This window comes from Sphingomonas sp. FUKUSWIS1, from assembly GCF_000733135.1.
Classification (GTDB): Bacteria; Pseudomonadota; Alphaproteobacteria; order Sphingomonadales; family Sphingomonadaceae; genus Sphingomonas; species Sphingomonas aerolata.
In genome coordinates, this window is the sequence record NZ_JPJC01000086.1 from 1 (window position 1) to 951 (window position 951).

The 951-nt window shown below is 61.1% G+C and carries 1 protein-coding gene; it reads right to left on the reverse strand.

Annotated features, from left to right (window positions below; translation table 11 throughout):
• Position 1: 1 nt before the first annotated feature.
• The coding region (locus sphsw_RS06205) for an IS481 family transposase (protein WP_031439842.1) at positions 2-951 on the reverse strand (950 nt) is incomplete at its 5' end.

The window sequence follows — 951 nt, forward strand, 5'->3', positions numbered from 1 at the left end:
GCTAGGTGTTTAGTCCCGGCATCTGGTGGATCGGATCGACAATGAACCTGTCCGGCTCTGACGTCCAGATCTTGGCGATGTATTCGTAGGGTGTGAGTCCGCTGAGCGTCTTGAGCCGGCGGGCAAAGTTATAGGCAGCCATGAAGTCGGCGAGGTGCGTCCGCAGCTGGTCATGGCTCTCGTAATGGAAGCGCTTGACGGTCGCCTCCTTGATGGTGCGGTTCATCCGCTCGACCTGACCGTTGGTCCAAGGGTGGTTCGGCTTGGTGAGCCGGTGCTCGATATCGTTCGCTTCACAGATCATGTCGAAGCGCATCTGACGCGACCAGGCGGTGTTACGGTTGCGCGGTTGCTCGGCGAACTGGATGCCGTTGTCGGTCAGGATCGTGTGAATGCGGTAGGGCACCGCTTTCAGCAGAAGTTCGAGGAACTCCCAAGCCGTCCGCCTGTCAGCCTTGTCGACGAGCTGGGTGACCGCAAACTTGCTGGTTCGGTCGATGCCGACGAACAGGTAAAGCTTGCCTTCGGCAGTCTGAACCTCGGCAATATCCACGTGGAAGAAGCCGATCGGGTAGCGCTGGAAGCGCTGTCGCTTCGGCTTGTCCCCCTCGATGTCCGGCAGACGGGATATGCCGTGCCGCTGCAGGCAGCGGTGCAGCGCCGACCGTGTCAGATGCGGGATCGACGGCTGCAACGCGTAGAGGCAATCGTCGAGCGGCAGTAATGTGTGACGCCGGAATGCAACGACCGCCGCCTCTTCGGCTTCGGTAAGGGTTGTGGAATGAGGGGCCTTCGGCCCGGTCTTTAAATCCTCGACCGTCGCCCGCTTACGCCACTTCGCCACCGTCTTCGGGTTGATCCCAAGCTCCCGGCTCAGCGTCGAGAGCGAAGCTTGCGATCGCTGTATTGCTGCTCTGACGGCGTGCGTGGTCGTGGCGCTCCCGTGACGTA